Source organism: Shewanella sp. CG12_big_fil_rev_8_21_14_0_65_47_15, assembly GCF_002783505.1.
GTDB lineage: Bacteria > Pseudomonadota > Gammaproteobacteria > Enterobacterales > Shewanellaceae > Shewanella.
The window spans coordinates 1-18307 of record NZ_PFGL01000062.1 but is presented as its reverse complement, the minus strand read 5'-3'; the positions used below and the strand labels follow the sequence as shown (position 1 = coordinate 18307).

14 protein-coding genes are annotated in these 18307 nt (G+C 48.8%); 9 read left to right on the top strand and 5 right to left on the bottom strand.

Annotated elements, in window-relative coordinates:
- Nucleotides 1-4 precede the first annotated feature (4 nt).
- The 8 genes from COW15_RS16490 to hypA all read left to right on the top strand — a co-directional run bounded on the left by COW15_RS16490 (nucleotide 5) and on the right by hypA (nucleotide 8661).
- The gene (locus tag COW15_RS16490; protein WP_293633842.1) at nucleotides 5-583 is read left to right on the top strand and encodes a HyaD/HybD family hydrogenase maturation endopeptidase; all 579 of its coding nucleotides are present in this window, start codon (nucleotides 5-7) and stop codon (nucleotides 581-583) included.
- On the top strand, nucleotides 564-2420 hold the full coding sequence (locus COW15_RS16485) for a NiFe hydrogenase (RefSeq protein ID WP_293633841.1): 1857 nt from the start codon (nucleotides 564-566) through the stop codon (nucleotides 2418-2420). The genes COW15_RS16490 and COW15_RS16485 overlap by 20 nt, the downstream gene beginning before the upstream one ends.
- Nucleotides 2421-2474: 54 nt before the next feature.
- The gene (hypF, locus tag COW15_RS16480; protein ID WP_293633839.1) at nucleotides 2475-4874 is read left to right on the top strand and encodes a carbamoyltransferase HypF; all 2400 of its coding nucleotides are present in this window, start codon (nucleotides 2475-2477) and stop codon (nucleotides 4872-4874) included.
- 169 nt (nucleotides 4875-5043) lie between these two features.
- Nucleotides 5044-5850, top strand: coding sequence for a hydrogenase nickel incorporation protein HypB (gene hypB / locus COW15_RS16475; RefSeq protein ID WP_293633837.1), 807 nt, complete (start codon nucleotides 5044-5046; stop codon nucleotides 5848-5850).
- Nucleotides 5850-6095: a HypC/HybG/HupF family hydrogenase formation chaperone gene (locus COW15_RS16470; protein ID WP_293633835.1), complete on the top strand. Its 246-nt coding sequence runs from the start codon at nucleotides 5850-5852 to the stop codon at nucleotides 6093-6095. Before hypB ends, COW15_RS16470 begins: the two co-directional genes overlap by 1 nt.
- Before the next feature lie 64 nt (nucleotides 6096-6159).
- Nucleotides 6160-7299: a hydrogenase formation protein HypD gene (gene hypD, locus COW15_RS16465; protein WP_293633833.1), complete on the top strand. Its 1140-nt coding sequence runs from the start codon at nucleotides 6160-6162 to the stop codon at nucleotides 7297-7299.
- Nucleotides 7292-8308 (top strand): hydrogenase expression/formation protein HypE, encoded by a 1017-nt coding sequence (gene hypE, locus COW15_RS16460; protein ID WP_293633831.1) that lies wholly within the window; start codon nucleotides 7292-7294, stop codon nucleotides 8306-8308. The genes hypD and hypE overlap by 8 nt, the downstream gene beginning before the upstream one ends.
- On the top strand, nucleotides 8308-8661 hold the full coding sequence (gene hypA / locus COW15_RS16455; RefSeq protein WP_293633829.1) for a hydrogenase maturation nickel metallochaperone HypA: 354 nt from the start codon (nucleotides 8308-8310) through the stop codon (nucleotides 8659-8661). The genes hypE and hypA overlap by 1 nt, the downstream gene beginning before the upstream one ends.
- 173 nt (nucleotides 8662-8834) lie before the next feature.
- Here hypA and lpxM read toward each other — a convergent pair whose 3' ends face one another.
- The 4 genes from lpxM to pheS all read right to left on the bottom strand — a co-directional run bounded on the left by lpxM (nucleotide 8835) and on the right by pheS (nucleotide 13563).
- Nucleotides 8835-9773, bottom strand: a complete 939-nt coding sequence (gene lpxM / locus COW15_RS16450) for a lauroyl-Kdo(2)-lipid IV(A) myristoyltransferase (protein ID WP_293633827.1) — start codon at nucleotides 9771-9773, stop codon at nucleotides 8835-8837.
- A 104-nt stretch (nucleotides 9774-9877) separates the two neighbouring features.
- On the bottom strand, nucleotides 9878-10174 hold the full coding sequence (gene ihfA, locus COW15_RS16445; protein WP_253988015.1) for an integration host factor subunit alpha: 297 nt from the start codon (nucleotides 10172-10174) through the stop codon (nucleotides 9878-9880).
- 3 nt (nucleotides 10175-10177) lie between these two features.
- Nucleotides 10178-12565 carry a phenylalanine--tRNA ligase subunit beta gene (gene pheT, locus COW15_RS16440; RefSeq protein ID WP_293633823.1) on the bottom strand — a complete coding sequence of 796 codons (2388 nt, stop codon included), beginning with the start codon at nucleotides 12563-12565 and terminating at the stop codon, nucleotides 10178-10180.
- Nucleotides 12566-12579: 14 nt separating this feature from the next.
- On the bottom strand, nucleotides 12580-13563 hold the full coding sequence (gene pheS, locus COW15_RS16435; protein ID WP_293633821.1) for a phenylalanine--tRNA ligase subunit alpha: 984 nt from the start codon (nucleotides 13561-13563) through the stop codon (nucleotides 12580-12582).
- 469 nt (nucleotides 13564-14032) lie between these two features.
- On the opposite strand from pheS, the gene COW15_RS16430 reads away from it, so the two are divergent.
- Nucleotides 14033-15553, top strand: coding sequence for a methyl-accepting chemotaxis protein (locus COW15_RS16430; protein ID WP_293633818.1), 1521 nt, complete (start codon nucleotides 14033-14035; stop codon nucleotides 15551-15553).
- 100 nt (nucleotides 15554-15653) lie between these two features.
- Here the strand turns inward: COW15_RS16430 and COW15_RS16425 are convergent, their stop codons facing one another.
- Nucleotides 15654-17663, bottom strand: coding sequence for an ATP-dependent DNA helicase (locus COW15_RS16425; protein WP_293633816.1), 2010 nt, complete (start codon nucleotides 17661-17663; stop codon nucleotides 15654-15656).
- Between the last annotated feature and the right edge of the window lie 644 nt (nucleotides 17664-18307).

The window sequence follows — 18307 nt, the reverse complement described above, 5'->3', positions numbered from 1 at the left end:
TCCAATGAAGATATTGCTACTCGGTATTGGCAATGTCCTGTACGCCGATGAAGGCATCGGCGTACATTTTGTCAATTACATCGCTGATAATTATCAGTTTAACCATGAGTCGCACCAGCTCGAGTTGCTCGATGGCGGCACCTTGGCCCAGGGACTCATTCCGATTATTTGCCAATACGATTATTTGATCGTAGTCGATACCGTCAATGCCAACGGCGTCGAGGCTGGCGAAGTGTATTTCTTTGATTTTGATAAGGCGCCACAGGAAATCGACTGGCAAGGCAGTGCCCATGAAGTGGAAATGCTGCAAACCCTCAATATGATGGACATGGTCGGTGATAGACCTAAAACCTTTGTACTAGGCGTTACCCCCACAGTGCTTGAACCTATGGTACTCGGTCTGACCCCCAAAGTGGCCGCCGCAGTGCCGTTAATGGAAAAAACCTTGTTATCCCACTTAGCCGCCCTTGGATTCACGACAACACGCATTGCCGAACATAGTATCGATTCGCTGATCCCTCACTCTTATAAACGTGGCGTCACTATTGGTGAAAATATAGAAGATGAAAAACATCAGATTTGATTTTACCTGCTCACGTCAGGTGCCTTTGTATGCGCATTTATGTAATCAATATCTAAATTATGATGCGCTGAATATCAACATAGGTTGCGATGCTCAGCACCACCTTGGCCAAGATGATTTTGGTCCGATAACCTATTTTATTGAAGCCAAGGGCGAACAAGCGCAACTCGAACAGTTAGCCGATGCCATTGCCGCTGACTTTTTGATTTCCACTTGGCTGATTGATTCTGGCATTAACGTTATCGACGAGCCTCAAGGCAGCAAAATTTTATTACCCTATTCACAGTCTGACTCTCATCACGCTATCGCGGCTTTTTGCCAGCAGTGTTACCCGTTAATTGGCGATAATCAGTCGGCCAAATTTGGCACGCTCGATTTAGTCTGCCCCTGCTGCCACGGCGAAATGCAATTAACCCCTGCACAAAAAGCCTTAACTTTATCAGATATTAAAACCATGGCGCAGGGTTTGCTAACCCAAGGCCCACTGACATTAGCGGCCGCCGATGAGTTGCAACTCAGCCTGACACCGTTTGATCTCCCCTTAGGCGAGCGGCCGCAGCTGTTGATTTGTAATCCTAATACCCTGAACGCCCATTTCTGCCTGAATGACGCCCAAGTGCTCGCGCTTTCCAGTATTGAAAAACCGCTTATTTGCGCCAGACCCACACAGGAACACGATAAGCTCAGTGCGCCACTGTACGACATTTGCTTTGCCTATAGCCGAGTGATCTTAGTGCTCACCGAAGTGTTAAGACAAAGAGGGGTCGATTGGGTTTACATTCGCGGCCAGCATAATAGATCGAAACTCGCGTGGGTCGAGGGGGCTTGGGCACAGTTAACTAGTTATGATTTACCGCCAATAACCAAGCAATTTACCGCGCCCGAGCCACTCAGGGATGAGATCTCATTTTTAGGATTTAAGGCTCAATGGCAAGCCGTAAAAAAATCACGTGCACACCAAGGCACGCTCACAGTCCAGATCGATCCATTGGATAAGGGTGAAACGGCCATTGAACGCCTAGCAAGCGCAGAGGATCACAGCATCACAGATGCGGCCTTATTCGCCACCTTGTTAAATGGCAAATTCACCTCGCAAAAACAAGCAAAGAACGCCGCCGCGATCTACCTAAGCCATAGCCATCCCAGCCAAATTGTCACCTGCGATAATAAAGGCGATACCGCGCTGTTCTTTGCCCTGCCCACGCTGCCCGATAACGGTTACGAAATCTTCCATCAACTGGACAGCAGCCCACAAAAAGCCGTAGCGCAAAAGTTTAAGAGCTTGTTCCCCGAAGACTATTTAAAACTCTTAAGCTTAAAACTCCATGGCAGGCGTGACAACTTGCAAAGTCTATGGGCCATTGCCGCCATTTTAATTGGTCTTAACAAGGACGAAGAGACCCACAGCCAAGAATGGCTCAGCGATGCACTGATGGCGACCGCCATGCGTTACCACGGCGCCAATGCTCCACGCATCGATTATCCACTCACTAAGGGTGAAGCTCACCGCAGCCTTAATTGGTGTAAAACCCTAGGCACAGTGTTAAGTTTTCGCGTCGCGGGTAATGATGATCCAAGCCAGCTCGCCTTCGCCATGCAGGACTCCCTTGCCGACTACCTCGCTAACTGGTTAGAGCATATTGACTTAAATATCGGCGTGCACAATATTGCTTTGGCTGGCAATGACTTAGCCAATGAAACCCTGTGTAAACGCATTCGTTTGCGCTTAGGCAAAAACTTCCCTTTGGTGGTCAATCGCAGCCTAGACTTAGACGGCGATAACTTAGCCGTGGGCGCGCTCTATGTTAAGCAGCGTAAACTCAATGAACAAGCGTAAGCGGCCCCAGAAATATCTTATATAACCCTATAGATAACATAGGCAAAGCGATAATTGAGAGTAGAAGATCTTGCCCATAGGGCAGCCAGCGTACGCCGTAAACTCCAGATCACCGGCATAGTACAAGGGGTGGGATTTCGCCCCTTCGTCTATCGCTATGCCAAGGCGTATCGACTCACAGGCACAGTGCTCAACAATGCCAACGGCGTGACCATAGAACTGCAAGGCAACGAGAACGACCTGCAAGCATTTATAACGACTTTAACGAGCACACCGCCGCCACTGGCACGGATCGATAATGTTATCCAAACATCACTGCTCTTAATCTCAGGCGAAACAAGCTTTGACATCATTCAAAGCGATGCCAGCGAGCAGGATAATCTCACTGCACAGGTGGCCGTTTCGGCGGATAAAAGTACCTGCCAAGATTGCTTGAATGATATGCATAATCCTGATGATCGTCACTTTGGCTATGCCTTTACTAACTGCACTAACTGTGGCCCAAGATACACTATCATCAAAGCCTTACCCTATGATCGCCACAATACCTCGATGGAGGGCTTTGATATGTGCCCCGAATGCACTAAGGCCTACCATGATCCGCTGGATCGTCGCTATCATGCCCAGCCCGTCAGTTGCCCGGTATGCGGTCCCAGACTCAGTTTAAAAACGCCCCAGGGGCAATGTATTCAAGAAGAGGGCATTCAAGACAAGAACGTTAGGCATAAGGTCATAAACTTAAGTACGGATATTGCGGTGCTTCAAGCCGCAGTAGCTAGGCTAAACCAAGGGCAAATTTTAGCAATCAAGGGCCTAGGTGGATTTCACTTAGTCTGTGATGCCAGAAACACCCAAGCCGTCAGCACACTGCGTCAGCGCAAACAGCGCCAAGCTAAGCCGCTGGCGGTGATGATGGCCGATATCGACATGGCCAAACGTTATGTCACAGGCTCAGACGCTGAATGGCAAGTGCTTAGCTCGCAGGAGCGGCCCATAGTACTGATGAGCAGCCGAAGCGAGCATGATCTTAGCTTAGCCGTCGCTCCCAACCTGAATAAACTCGGGGTATTTTTGCCCTACACACCGCTGCACCATATGCTGTTAGGCCTCTTCAAAGGGCCCTTGGTCGCCACCAGCGCTAATGTGTCGGGGGAGCCGATTATCACGGATTGTGCTGAACTTATCAGCCACTTAAGCCATGTAGTGGATGCGATAGTCGACCATAACAGGCCGATTCTAAATGGCTGTGACGACAGTGTTGTGCAGGTTATAGAACCGCATTTATTACCGGCAGAGGTGCAGGTGCTGCGTCTCGCCCGAGGCTACGCACCCTTAAGCTTCCCACTAGATACGCCGCTACATAAATCGATTCTCGCCGTTGGCGCACAGCAAAAAAATGCGCTGGCCTTTGGTTTTGGCAGTAATGTATTTTTAAGTCCCCATATTGGCGATCTGTTCAGCGTCAGCGCCGAGCAGTATTTTGAGCGCACCTTAGCCACCTTCACCCGCTTGTACCAATTTTCACCAAATCTTATTCTGCGCGATAAACACCCAGATTATGCCCCCTCACGCTGGGCAGAAATGCAAACAGAAACCAAGCAAACACCGTGTTTAGCGCTGCAACACCACCACGCCCATGTGCTGAGTGTGATGGCCATCAACCAATATCGTGATCCCGTTTTAGGCTTTAGTTTCGATGGCACAGGTCTGGGGGACGATGGCAGTTTATGGGGTGGCGAAGTGCTATTAACGACGCTCGATACGGCCGAACGGCTGGCGCACTTTGAACCCATAGCCCTGCTGGGCGGTGAGCAAGCGATTAAGCAACCCGTGAGATTATTACTGGCATTGTTGTTCGAGCAAATGAGCCTCGATGCAGTGATCGCGCTTAACTTACCTATTATCAATAGGTTAAGCCAAAATACCTTAACGAATTTATATAAAATCTGGCAAAACGGCAGTGCACTTAAAAGCTCATCGGCAGGAAGGCTGTTCGATGCCCTCGCCTGCGCCTTAGGACTGATAGAAACCACGCTGTTTGAAGGCCAAGCCGGCATGGCAATAGAAGCCGCGGCCAATCGCGCCGATGCCTTATCCCTCGATATCATTCAGCTCAACTTACCGCTTAAGGCCGACCAGTGGTGTAGCAGTGATATGTTCAAGCAACTCGTTGAATTGATCACGGCGCAGCCACTCACGGACCATAGACGTTATGCCATCGCCCGCGCCTTCCTGCACACATTGGGCGATTCACTTTGTAACTATGCCGCTAAGTACAAACAACTGCCAACTGTGCTCTGCGGCGGTGTATTTCAAAATAAATACCTACTGGAATACTGCCTAAGCAAACTCAGTACCCAAGGTAACAAGGTATTATCCAGTCAACAGATCCCAATCAATGACGGCGGCATCGCCCTTGGGCAACTCTGGTATGGAATACATCAAACTCGCTGAATGGCCTTGATATCCATCCTGCATTTTATCTCTATAAACCTGACGAACATCAAAGAATCATGGCCGGATTTGTATCACACTTAACATTAGCTTAACCAAATAAACGCTCAGTTTTCAACCTAAGCAATACAGTGTCAGGTAACACACCCTCGACAAGGAGAGATCAAATATGTGTAAAGACTGCGGCTGCTCCCTTACCCGCCACGAGCATAACCACCACGGCGCGCACGCACACGAGGATAGCCATGACCATTCCCATACCCATGAGCATAGCCACCAAGAATTACACACCAATCCCCAGTTAAACGACAAGAAAACCTTATCTGTGATCCATAAAATTTTAGATAAGAACGATGTCGAAGCGGGCCACAACCGCGCCCATTTTGAGGCGCACAATATTACCGCCTTTAACTTAATGAGTAGCCCCGGCAGTGGCAAGACCACGCTTTTAGAACACCTTAAAGAATATACGCAGCTCAGCTATGCCGTGATTGAGGGGGATTTAGAAACCTCCCGCGACGCCGACCGCTTAATCGCTAAAGGGATTAAGGCCTACCAAATTCAAACGGGATCGGCCTGTCACCTCGACGCCTTTATGGTGCACGGCGCCCTGCACCATCTGCCCCTCGAAGGCTTAGATATCTGCTTTGTGGAAAACGTCGGTAACTTAGTCTGTCCAGCAAGCTACGATGTTGGCACCCATAAAAATATCGTGCTGCTTTCGGTGCCAGAAGGTGATGATAAAATTGAAAAATACCCGGTAATGTTCCGCCGTGCAGACCTAGTGTTGATCACTAAGTGCGATCTATTGCCCTACTTTGATTTCAAGCTGGACGAAGCCAGAGCCCAGCTTAAAAAACTCAACCCAGCTACCCAAATCATTGAAGTCTCAATTAAAGATGGCGATTCAATGCGGGCCGTTGCCCAGTGGCTTAAGGACAATATCCGCCAAACATCTGTGGGAGAGCCGCAATAATGTGCTTATCCATTCCATCCCAAGTCGTGGCCATTGATGCCGAACGTCAGAGTGTCACCGTCGACACCTTAGGGGTTCGCCGCGATGTCAGCAGTCATTTAATGGCAGAACCCCTTGAAATTGGTGACTATGTGCTTATTCACATTGGCTTTGTGATGAACAAAATCGACAAGGAAGATGCCAAACAAAGCCTTGAGTTATATCAAGAAATAGTCACTAAGCTCGAAAGCGAAGTGGTGCACTGATACACGAGTGTACCCTATGGATTAGGAAAGGCGTGCACCAGATAACGTGCACCAAGGAAAGAGCATGCTCGAACTAAAACACCTCTATCAAGGCTTTCGCGACCCCCAAACTATCGCGACTTTGGCCCAAGATATTCAACAAACGGCTAAATTGGTCAAAGGACAGATCAATATTATGGAAGTGTGTGGTGGCCACACCCATACCATCATGAAATACGGTCTGTTGGATTTACTGCCGGATAATATCGAGTTTATCCATGGCCCAGGTTGCCCTGTGTGCATTATGCCTAAGGAGCGCATCGACCAAGCCGCGGCATTAGCCTCCCAGGCAAATGTGATCTTAGTGACGCTAGGCGATATGATCCGCGTCCCCGGCTCTAAGGGCTCGCTTGCCAGTTTTAGGGCCCAGGGCTGTGATATACGGCCCATCTACGATCCCTTAGATACCTTGAAAATTGCCCGCGATAATCCCGATAAAACCGTAGTGTTCTTCGCCATTGGCTTTGAAACCTCAACCCCTATGACAGCCATTTTGCTGCAGCTCGCCGAGCAGCAGAAACTCGATAACTTATTCTTTCATATCAATCATGTACTAGTGCCGCCTGCTATGGATGCCGTGATGCAAGATCCCAATGCTAGGGTCAATGCCTTTATCGGCCCCGCCCATGTAAGCGTGATCAGCGGCGCGAAAATTTACCGCCCCGCCGTTGCGCAGTACGGCACGCCGGTGGTGGTCGCAGGCTTTGAACCCGTGGACGTGATGGAGTCCATCCTGCGTATTGTGCGCCAAAAAGCCGCAGGCAAAGCCGAGCTAGATATCCAGTACAGCCGCGCCGTATCGGAGGAGGGAAACCTCACCGCACAGGCCAAAGTCAATCAAGTCTTTCAAATCAGGCCCCAATTTCGCTGGCGCGGCCTAGGGCCTATCCCAAATTCAGCGCTGCAGATCAAGCCCGAATATGCCCATAGGGATGCCGAGCTGCGTTTTAAAGACCGTTTGCCTGCCAAAGAAATTGACGATCATAAGGCCTGCCAATGCGGCGATATTCTCCGCGGACTGGCAAAACCTAAGGATTGCAAAGTCTTCGGCCGTGGCTGCAATCCCGAAACCCCCTTAGGTAGTTGCATGGTGAGTTCCGAGGGAGCCTGCAATGCCTATTACCGCTATCAAGGCGTCGATATCAAGGAGCCACACCATGGCTGATTCCCCAAAAGATAAATCCATCCAACTCAGCCACGGCGGTGGCGGTAAAGAGATGAATAAACTGATCCGTGAGCTGTTTTTTACCGAATTTGATAACCCGATTCTGCGCAGTGAAGAAGATGCAGCTAAGTTGGATCTGCACGGGTCAACCGCTTTTACCACGGATTCCTTTACTGTCTCACCGCTGTTTTTTGCCGGCGGCGATATTGGCAAGTTAGCGATTGCAGGCACTGTCAACGATCTCGCCATGATGGGGGCTGAGCCTCAGTATTTAAGTTGCAGCGTGATCATAGAAGAAGGTTTTTCTATCAATGACTTAACGGCAATCGTTCGCAGCATGGCCAAAGAGTTAGCACACTGTGGTGCGCGGATTGTCTGCGGTGACACCAAAGTCGTCCCTAAGGGTTGTGCCGATGGCTTATTTATCAATACCTCAGGCATTGGTCGTATCCTGCGCCCCAATATTTCGGCGGCGAATGTCGCTCCGGGGGATGCCATTATTGTTTCCCGCGATATTGGTTGCCACGGCGCGGCCATTCTAATGGCCCGTGAAGGATTAACCTTAGAATCAAGCCTTCAAAGTGATTGCGCGACGCTCTGGCCCGTGGTCGAGCAATTGATCGCCGCCAATATTCCCATCCATGCGATGCGTGATGCCACCCGCGGTGGCTTATCGGCGGTGCTTAACGAATGGGCAGTTGCATCTAATGTGAGCATCACAGTGAATGAAGCCAGTATTCCCGTCAGCGATGAAGTCAAAGGCCTGTGCGAACTCTATGGATTCGAAGCCATGGATCTTGCCAACGAAGGCACCTTTATCTTAGCCGTTCCAAGTGACATTGCCTTAGGTGCCTTAGAAATCATGCAACGCTTTGGCCGCTGTGAGAATGCAGCCATTATCGGCACTGTGGAGGATAAATTAGCGGGGAAAGTGGTGTTAAAAACCCCTTGGAATACCACTCGCTACCTCGATCTGCCCCAGGGTGAATTACTACCAAGGATTTGTTAATGCACGAATATTCTATTGTCAGTGCCTTGATTGAACAATGCGAGCAGCATGCAAGGGCTAATCGAGCCAACAAAATCACCCGCGTAGAGATTAAACTTGGGGTCATGAGCGGGGTTGAGCCCTCACTGTTACAAACCGCCTTCGATACCTTTAAACTCGATGGCATATGCAGGGACGCTGTACTCAATATGCAAATTAAGCCCTTAGTGATACTTTGCCAAGACTGCCAGAGCGAGTCCGTGCTGAGCGAACGCACCGTCGTTTGCCCTGCGTGTCAAAGCTATCGCACTCGGGTACTCGATGGCGAAGATATGCTACTGATGCAACTTGAAATGGAGCAAGAAGAGGATTAATCATTCGCTACCCAGATTGCTAATAGCAGCGCTTTTACTAAAGAGTGCTGTCGATAACAAGTCCCCTCGAAACAAAAATGGCTTTGAGCACTCAGTGTTCAAGCCATAGTATTCAATGCCATTCACGTTCAAAGCCATTAGCACTCAAAGCCATTTTGAGCCACAATCAGCATCTAACGGTAGATTGAGGCTTCACCCTCTGGGCGCGTCTTAAGGACCCTTAGAAACCACATATACTGCTCAGGGTAAGCTAAGATCACTTGCTCGACCACTTTGTTCAGCGCTAACGCCTCGTTTTCTTTACCCACCATATCTTCAGGCGCAACCGCCGCCATCACGGTGAGATCAAATTGCCGTGTCGCTTGGTTGTAGCCAATCTTCACCGGCAGCACTTGGGCATTACCCGCCTGGGCTAAACGTCCAACGACCGGGAGCGTCGCCTTCACTGTGCCTAAAAATGGCGCAAATACGCTTTGCTCTGGGCCTAAGTCCTCATCGGGCAGATAAAAGAAGCTGTTATTACGCTTAAGCTCGGCCAATAACGCTCGAATACCCGCCTCGCGCATATACACATAGCCACCGCAGCTACTGCGCACTCGATTGCTAAACCAATTGAATAATCCATTTTTATGGGCCTTAGCCATAGTCACCATAGGTAACTCGAGGTTAAGGCGTAAGCCTGCATAATCGATGGGCCAGACATGGGGCATAATAAAAATCACCGGTTGGCCCGCCGCTTGAGCCGCTTTCACATGTTCAAAACCAATAAGATTCACCCGGCGGCGCAAATGCGCTTTCGAGCGCACTAATAATTCACCTTGGGCCAACAGCACTAGGACAAAGTTTTGTACGTTCTCGCGGATTAACGCTTCGATCTCGGCGGTGGATTTTTCAGGGAAACAGGCTTTCAAATTTGCTCTCGCAATCCCTATCGGCTTTTTCGCAATCGGGAGCACTAATCTTGCCAATAATCTGGCAATGGGATCACGCAGCCATGCGGGCATGAGTCCGAAAATCACTAATAGACCAATCGCCAACCAAGTGGCCCAGTATTGAGGGTGTAATAGGGCGAGTTTAAAACGACGGTCGAAATGTTTGGGCTGTCTTGACAAAGAATTCACCTCAGACAGTGGATAAAGATAATGAAGATATTGCACGAAAAAATAAACAGGAAAGCCACTCCCAAAGGAGTGGCTTTCCCATCAAACAAACGAAATTACTTACCCGTGTTTGAAGCTTCTACGCGGGTTTTCAGCTTCTGGCCGGGACGGAATGTCACGACACGGCGAGCAGAAATAGGGATATCTTCGCCTGTTTTTGGGTTCCTTCCCGGTCTTTGATTCTTGTCCCTAAGGTCAAAGTTGCCAAAGCCAGATAACTTGACCTGCTCACCACTTTCAAGTGCGCCTCGAATCTCTTCAAAGAACGACTCAACCATCTCTTTGGCGACACGCTTGTTCATTCCCAGTGTTTCAAAAAGATGTTCTGCCATTTCGGCTTTGGTAAGTGCCATACTTTAATCCCTCAACGATGCGTTGAACTCGGCCTTAAGGGCGGAAACAACTGATCCAACGGTCTCAGCAATCTCTTTTTCCTCAAGTGTACGAGTAGTGTCTTGTAATGTAAGTGCTATCGCTAGGCTCTTTTTGCCAGGCTCAACACCTTTACCTAAGTATACATCGAACAAGTTTATGCCAACCAACTGATTTTCGCCAACTTTTCTTATCACTTTCATCACATCGCCTGCAGATACACTCTCATCCACTACCACAGCGATGTCACGACGATTAGCTGGAAACTTAGATACAGCTTGGGCTAGCGGTAAACTGGTATGCAATAAAGCATCCAATTCCAACTCAAAAACGATGGTTTTACCATTGAGTCCAAAAGGCTTCTCCAAACTAGGATGGATTGCACCTATATGACCGATCACTCGATCATTTCTCAATATTTCAGCACATTGCCCCGGATGGAGAGCAGAATGTGTCGCTACTCTAAAGCTAAATTCTGATGCGGAAACTGTCAAGCCGATAATTGCTTCTAAATCACCTTTAAGGTCGAAAAAATCAACGGTTTTCGATTCCATAGCCCAATGTTCGTCATTTTGGAGCCCAGTAATGACGCAAGCGAGCATAGCTTGCTGTCTTACACCGGATTCTGCATTGATATCAGGAACAAAGCGCAGGCCAGTTTCAAAAAGTCTCACTCGGCTCTGTTGACGACTTTGGTTGTAACCAACGGCAGTCAATAATCCTGTAAACATCGACAAACGCATGGCCGACATTTCACTGGAAATTGGGTTTGGTAACACCATAGCGTCTAAACCAGGGTGAACCAGATTTTGCAGTTTGGGATCGACAAAGCTGTAGGTGACCGCTTCTTGGAAGCCGCGGGCGACCAATAGGGCACGCACGCGTTTTAGGCTTAAGTCAGATTCTTTATGATCTGACATACGCAACGCAGCAACCGGTGCCGTATTCGGAATATTGTTATAACCGTAAATACGCGCCACTTCTTCGATTAAGTCTTCTTCAATCGCCATATCGAAGCGATAGGTCGCAGTAGTGACCTGCCAGCTCCCCTCACCTGCAACTACGCTAAAACCTAAACGCTCGAGAATTTCAGCCACATCTCTGTTGGGTACATGGTGACCGAGGATTCTATCTAACTTGCTGCGACGTAATAAAATTTGCGCAGGTTTGGGTAAGTCAGCGTCAGATTTAGCTTCCACCACTGGGCCCGCTTCACCGCCACAGATATCCAGCACTAAACGGGTCGCACGGTCGATAACTTTATGTTGCATCTCAGGGTCAACACCACGTTCGAAACGGTGTGATGAATCCGTGTGCAGGCCCAAACGACGTGACTTACCCATAATGGCAAGCGGCGCGAAGAAGGCACATTCAAGTAATATGTCTTGGGTAGTGTCGCTCACACCTGAGTATTCACCGCCAAACACGCCAGCAAGGGCTAATGGACGCGCGTCATCTGCAATCACCAGTGTATCACTTGGAATCGTGACTTCGCTGCCATCGAGCAGGGTGATTTTCTCTTCGCCAGTACCTAAACGCACTTGGATATCGCCGGTTAACTTGGCCAAATCGAAGGCGTGCATAGGTTGACCGAATTCAATCAACACAAAGTTAGTGATATCTACGATAGGATCGATAGAGCGAATGCCGCTACGGCGCAGTTTTTCCTGCATCCATAAGGGTGTTGGTGCTTTCACGTTGACGTTTTTCACCACACGGCCTAAGTAACGTGGACAAGCGGCTGGCGCCTTAACGTTAATCGTCACCTGTGCATCCGTTGTTGGTGTGACAACTTGCCACTGTGGCTCAACCACGGCTTGGCGGTTTAACACGCCCACTTCACGGGCAAGGCCTGCCATGCCTAAGCAATCGGCACGGTTAGCGGTTAAATCGACTTCAATCACGGCATCATTAAGCTTGAGATACTCACGCAGATCTGTGCCTAGTGGCGCGTCCAATGGCAATTCGATAATGCCATCGCTTTCGACGTTAATGCCAAGCTCGCTGTAGGAGCACAACATGCCTTCTGATGGCATGCCACGCAGCTTGGCTTTCTTGATTTTGAAATCGCCTGGTAATACGGCGCCAACCATAGCCACGGCCACTCTAAGACCCTGACGACAGTTTGGTGCGCCGCAGACGATATCGATAAGCTCACCACTGCCGACACTGACTTTGGTCACGCGCAGTTTGTCTGCATCTGGATGCTGACCACATTCGACCACTTCACCAACCACTACACCGCTAAAATCGGCAGCCACGGCTTCAACGCCATCGACTTCAAGGCCAGCCATAGTGATCTGGTGGGATAATGCTTCACGGCTGATGGAAGGATTTACCCATTCACGAAGCCAAGATTCGCTAAATTTCATGCTATACAGCTCCGTTATTTAAATTGCTTCAGGAAACGTAGGTCGTTTTCGAAAAACGCACGTAGATCGTTTACGCCATAACGCAACATAGTTAAGCGCTCGACACCCATACCAAAAGCAAAACCAGAGTATTTTTCTGGATCTATGCCGACACTGCGCAGCACATTAGGGTGCACCATGCCGCAGCCTAGCACTTCTAACCATTTGCCATTTTTGCCCATCACATCCACTTCGGCTGAAGGTTCAGTGAATGGGAAGTAAGAAGGACGGAAACGCACCTGCAGATCTTCTTCGAAGAAGTTACGCAGGAAGTCATGCAAAATGCCCTTCAGTTCGGCGAAGTTCACATGCTCATCCACGAGCAAACCTTCCACTTGGTGGAACATTGGCGTGTGGGTTTGGTCGTAATCGTTACGATAAACACGACCCGGAGAAATAATGCGCAGTGGTGGCTGTTCAGTTTCCATCGTACGGATTTGCACGCCCGACGTTTGGGTACGCAGCATCAGCTTAGGATTGAAGTAAAAGGTATCGTGATCGGCACGCGCTGGGTGGTGCTCAGAGATATTCAGCGCATCGAAATTGTGGAAATCATCTTCAATTTCAGGTCCCTGCTTTACCGAGAATCCTAATTCCCCGAAGAAGGTTTCGATACGCTCAATGGTACGCGTCACTGGATGTAAGCCACCGATCTCTTGGGTACGGCCTGGCAAAGTCACATCAATCTTTTCGGCGATTAATTTGGCTTCCAGCTCCGAACTCTTCAGACCATCGATGCGCTCAGTTAATTTTTGTTGAATCGCCTGTTTCGCATCATTGACCGCTTGGCCAAAGGCGGGCTTTTCTTCAGGGCTTAAGCTACCCATCATTTTCATCATGTCGGTGATCTTACCTTTCTTACCCAGGTAATCGACACGGATATCATCCAGTGTTTTTAGATCACTGGCCTGGTCAATAATGACTAAGGCTTGTTCTACGATCTCAGTTAACTGCTGCATTTTCTCTTCCACTGCATAGTCGCGCTTGATAAACAAGTGCTATGGGCGCCAAACTTTCAGGCTATTTGGGTGCTCAGGTTATCGGGCGTTAATGCCAGACGCTTTGCTAGCTATAACGAAATAAAAGGACAGAAATTTTACGCGAGCGAGCGAGATATTACTAGGGTTTAGTGGGGGTTTTTATCATGCAAATTCATGTGTTACCCCCGAATGGGCACGCATCCTATGTAAGCCGACATTCAGCCGATGCTTTTTAAGCCAAGATCTTTCCTGTTCTGCACCACTAGCACCAAATGTAACTAAACTGTAAACTCGAGCTTGTACCTTGCCGACATTGCAGCAAATGCATCCAAAAAGACTGCAATTGGATAAAAATAATACAAGCAATTGCTTACAAAGCAAAAAACATAAAGTCTATGGCAAACTGACCGATATAGATTCGGTATCAGCCCAATTTATCGAGGCGCTAATGAAAGAAGTTAAATTTCGCTGGATAGATCAATATCTTATCCACATGACCTTAAAAACCAAATTCGCTATTCTAGCCCTAGTTCCCATGTTAATGATTGTGGGATTCTCAGTTTTCCTTAATAACCAGTTTCAACAAACACTGCTCGACAATCATCTAGCCACACTACAAACCTCGTCACAAAAAATAAACCAAGTGGCGGGTCTGCTTTACGGAAAATCCGCCGAACAGGAACGTCAGGCACTCGAAGGCCAGCTAAGACGTGATCTACAAGGCAATGTCAGTATTGTTTCGATCACCACCGCCGACGCTAAGGCTCAGTCCATTGCCCGCAGTGGCGGTGGCATAGAGACTAGTGGTAAGGCGTTAAGGGCCATTAGCAGCGTGAATGATCAAGAGCTTATCACTATCATCCCGATAGATGAGCGGGAGCTTGATGCCCAACTCGCCAAGGATAATTGGCTGGTTTACGGCCTGATGGCGGCACTCCTGTTCGTGTTGTTTTTATTCAGCTATTACATTTCCACCTTTGTTGGCGGTGCACTCTACACCACTGTCATGGCATTAAAACGGGCCGCATCCGGTGATTTAACCGGCCGTTTAAACTTCTTCGAGGTGAAGGATGAGTTCAGTATCTTAGCCATCAGCATAGATACCTTAGTCGAACGTCAACATACCTTAGTGAAGCAGATAGCCGAGTCCACCAGCAAGATTAGGGAAGTCGTTTCCTCCTTTAGAAGCACGGCGCAGCAAGGACAATCCCTTGCGGTAAACCAACGCCAGCACCTCGATTCCTTAGCGACGGCCATGGAGGAAATGACCGCGGCGGTAAAAGAAGTGGCGCGCAATGCCGAGCAATCCTCCGCCGAAACCCAAGAGGCCAATCAACAGGTGAGCGCGGGGTCTAAGGACATAGACACCACAGTTAAGGCGATAGATCTGTTATCGGATGACATTTCCAACGCCTCCGATGCGGTCGCAGTGCTTAACGAAAACGCCAGTAAAATCGATGAAGTGGTCTCCACCATTAATGCGATTTCACAGCAAACCAACCTACTCGCCCTCAACGCCGCCATTGAAGCGGCGCGCGCCGGTGAGCAAGGTCGAGGCTTTGCGGTAGTTGCCGATGAAGTACGTACACTTGCGGGTCGCACGCAAGCCGCAACGGTTGAGATAAAAACCATGATCGAGGCCCTGCAATTGGGCGCCCGTAACTTGACGCAGGTGATGTCTCGTACCGTGAGCCAGGCAAGCGAAGGCAAGCAGCATGTGCTGCAAACGGGCACAGATCTCGAACATATTGCCCACCATAGTCATAAAGTCTTCGAAATGAGCGTATTAATTGCCACCTCGGCGGAAGAACAATCGGCGGTTGCCAACGAAATTGCCACTAATTTGATGGAAATTCGGAACCAATCCCATGATGTGGAGCAATCGGCAAATCAATCGGTTTCAGGCTGTGATGAGTTGCAAGCCACCGCGGGGCAATTGGACCAACTGATGGTGGGATTAAAAATCTAGCCGCGAGTTTGGCTAACCGTCACTATGCACTCAATACAAAAGTAAGGGAGCGATTATCGCTCCCTTACTTTTAGTTAACAGTTTGTTTATCAACTGGTCCTTAAGGGATCTTGCTTAAAAAAGCCAACGCTTTATCTAAATCGCGGGTGCGTGCCATCGGCGGCAGAGAGTTTAAAAAGGCTTGGCCGTAGTAGCGATTCACGATGCGATTATCGCAAAGGATCAGCACACCGCGGTCTTTTTCATCGCGAATAAGCCGGCCAACCCCTTGTTTCAGCGCAATAATGGCCTGAGGTAACGACACTTCAGTAAAGGGATCGAGCCCCTGGCGACTCACATTGTCGGCGCGGGCACGATACAGTGGCTCATCGGGCGATACGAAGGGTAATTTGTCGATAATCACACAGCTTAACAATTTACCGCGCACATCCACCCCTTCCCAAAAACTGCTAGTGCCGAGCAACACCGCATTGCCGAGTTGGCGAAACTTAGTCAGCAGACTCTGTTTACCCGCTTGCCCTTGCACCAGTAGCGGATATTGAGTGCGGGTTCGCAGCGCCAACGCCGTTTGTTCGAGCATATGGTGGCTAGTGAATAAAATAAAGGTGCGTCCCTGGGCCGCATCTATCGCCTGCACGCACACATCCACCAGCTGTTTTAACGCTTGCTGTTGATTGGTCACGCTGCCCAGTTGTCTTGGCACACAAAATACCGCTTGGCGCGGATAATCGAAGGGGCTGTCGAGAATGCTTTGCTGCGCATCGACAATCCCCATTTCTCGGGCGAAATGGGCAAGACTGCGGTTAACCTGCAAAGTTGCCGAGGTAAATATCCAGCTGGTTTCCGGCACAAATAACTGCTGGCACTCACGGGCAATATTGATTGGTGAAATTCGCAGCACCACAAAACGACTGCCAAATTCGATACTGTAGGCCGCTTGATGATTATCACAGCTAAAAAACACGCTCAGTTTACTATTGAGTTCGGTAAGCTTAATGGCAATATCATCCAATAATTCACTGCGGCCAATATGGGCCAGTAATAAATTTTGCAGCGCGGTTAATTCGGTCAATAAATCCCAAGATGCCAGCACTATGGTTTTATTTCCCAACACCCGTCGCCAGTCTGATTCGCCGCAGGAATATAACTGATTATGCCAATCACTTAATTTAGCGAGACAACGCTGGCAAAATTGGGCAATTTGCCCAGTGTCGCTGAGTTCTGTTTGATAAATAACCAGCAACTTTTGAATAAAATCGTCGATAGTGCGACTCGAACATTGCTGGCCAAAATAATTAACGCAAATATCGGGTAATAAATGCGCTTCATCGAAAATTACCACATCGGGATCGGGTAATAACTCGGCAAAGCCAGTGTCCTTAAGCACACTATCGGCGAAAAACAGATGGTGGTTCACCACGATGATTTTGGCATCCATGGCACGGCTGCGCGCCTTGCGGGTAAAGCAGGCATCGTAAAAGTCGCAGCGCTTACCAATACAGCTTTCCTTAGTACTGACCACGAGCGGCAGCGCCGAAGAATTCTCAGGCACTGAGGTCAAGCCGCCAATATCGCCATCTTTACTGATCCCCGCCCACTGATTGATTTTCAACAAATCATCCAACAAACGCGCATCGATATGTGTGGCCTCACTCATTTGCTTATCGAGTCGCCACTGGCACAGATAATTATTGCGCCCCTTTAGCAGCGCCAGTTTGGGCTCAATTCCCAACATGGCGACCAGCGCGGGTAAGTCTTTAAAAAACAACTGCTCTTGCAGATTTTTACTGCCCGTACTGACGATAACTTGCTTACCGCTTAATATCGCAGGGATCAAATACGCAAAGGTTTTACCTACCCCAGTGCCCGCCTCAATCACCACATTACCCTTAGACGCGATCGCCTCACTCACCTGCTGCGCCATCTGCATCTGGCTTGTTCGCGCACTAAACCCTTGAATATGCTTAGACAATACTCCATCGGGCAAAAAAGCGCGTTGCACTTCGGCCGCGAGCCGGCTCACCGCTGCAGCGCCTTTTGAGGCTGTTGGCTTAGCCACTGTTTCTTTAGATAAACCGTGCTTTGATGTCGGTTGACGGGAGCGAGTCAAAGGGAGAATCAATCCTTTATCAAGGTGTTAAGGAGCGTTATAACACAAGGTTGTAAGGCCATTATAAGCTGCCACGCGGCGACTGAGAGAGTGCGTAGTGATACTTTTTAGCACAAGCACTGGTCAGTGCAGCAAACCGCAGCCATAAAAAATAGTGTTAAGCTTAACGGCTCAAAGCATTATGCTGATTTGCGATAAGACTACAAGTTAGCAAGAATAATTTCACGGGGTCATTCCCTCGCGCCATTCAAAAGACCGCCTTAAGTCCATTCATTATGGGCATGTCAGTTTTGATACAAAGCACCCAAAACAAGACAGTTGAGCTACGCGCAGCATTAATTGTCATTGTTTCCCCAGTGACACGCCGCCTATTTCTTTTAAAAGATGTATCCCAGAGGGCTCGACTAAAACATCCCTGTTTTAGAAGGTCACTGGTGCAACAAGGCCAATCTTAACTACCCCTCTAGCGGCTCGTTCAGCTAAAAAGCTATTGCCCCAAAGTGTTTTTCGTATTTTGAATGCTTTAATCAAAATCAAAGTCGTGGGACTTCACCCCCTGATTTTTAATCAAGAGTCGACCAAGGAGGACTGCTCGTCCTATCAAAAACGTCCATGTTAAATAGCCAGCTCGATATCCCTATCTC

What these genes read in the sequence shown, in the direction of transcription:
- COW15_RS16490 (WP_293633842.1), top strand. Translation starts at nt 5, where the DNA reads ATGAAGATATTGCTACTCGGTATTGGCAATGTCCTGTACGCCGATGAA.
- COW15_RS16485 (WP_293633841.1), top strand. Translation starts at nt 564, where the DNA reads ATGAAAAACATCAGATTTGATTTTACCTGCTCACGTCAGGTGCCTTTG.
- hypB (WP_293633837.1), top strand. Translation starts at nt 5,044, where the DNA reads ATGTGTAAAGACTGCGGCTGCTCCCTTACCCGCCACGAGCATAACCAC.
- COW15_RS16470 (WP_293633835.1), top strand. Translation starts at nt 5,850, where the DNA reads ATGTGCTTATCCATTCCATCCCAAGTCGTGGCCATTGATGCCGAACGT.
- hypD (WP_293633833.1), top strand. Translation starts at nt 6,160, where the DNA reads ATGCTCGAACTAAAACACCTCTATCAAGGCTTTCGCGACCCCCAAACT.
- hypE (WP_293633831.1), top strand. Translation starts at nt 7,292, where the DNA reads ATGGCTGATTCCCCAAAAGATAAATCCATCCAACTCAGCCACGGCGGT.
- hypA (WP_293633829.1), top strand. Translation starts at nt 8,308, where the DNA reads ATGCACGAATATTCTATTGTCAGTGCCTTGATTGAACAATGCGAGCAG.
- ihfA (WP_253988015.1), bottom strand. Translation starts at nt 10,174, where the DNA reads ATGGCACTTACCAAAGCCGAAATGGCAGAACATCTTTTTGAAACACTG.
- pheT (WP_293633823.1), bottom strand. Translation starts at nt 12,565, where the DNA reads ATGAAATTTAGCGAATCTTGGCTTCGTGAATGGGTAAATCCTTCCATC.
- pheS (WP_293633821.1), bottom strand. Translation starts at nt 13,563, where the DNA reads ATGCAGCAGTTAACTGAGATCGTAGAACAAGCCTTAGTCATTATTGAC.
- COW15_RS16430 (WP_293633818.1), top strand. Translation starts at nt 14,033, where the DNA reads ATGAAAGAAGTTAAATTTCGCTGGATAGATCAATATCTTATCCACATG.